Consider the following 383-nt stretch of genomic DNA (forward strand, 5'->3'; position numbering starts at 1 on the left):
GCTCCAGCGTCGTCTCGCCGCGCAGAACCAGGCGGCGGTCCGCGCGGCGGTCAAGGGCGCGGTGGGCGCTGCTCTTCGCGAGGCGGCTTCGGGATCGGTTCCCGGGTCGGGTGCGTCGGTCTCTGGGTCGGGTTCGGCGGCGGAGGGGGCGTCGGTGCTCGGGCTACCATCCGCGCCGCTCGTTCCTCACGGCGCTCCCGCCAGGCCCGCCACGCCCTTCGCATCCGACGCCCCCTCCCCCGCCTCCGCGTCCGGCTCGCCGTCCGCCAGCGGTGGGGCCATCGGGGCCGACGGCGCCGTCTCACCCTCGGCGACCGGCTCGCCCGGGCGGCCGGCAGCCGCTGCCGCGCCCACGAGCGTGCTCATCACCGAGCAGAGCGGGC

General features: G+C 78.3%; 1 pseudogene. It reads right to left on the reverse strand.

Going from position 1 to position 383, the window contains the following annotated elements:
• Window positions 1-186 precede the first annotated feature (186 nt).
• Window positions 187-383: pseudogene (locus tag G3I78_RS50795) on the reverse strand (hypothetical protein); the annotation flags it as partial.

The sequence above is a fragment of the Streptomyces sp. SID13726 genome, from assembly GCF_010548375.1.
In the GTDB taxonomy this organism is placed as follows: domain Bacteria; phylum Actinomycetota; class Actinomycetes; order Streptomycetales; family Streptomycetaceae; genus Streptomyces.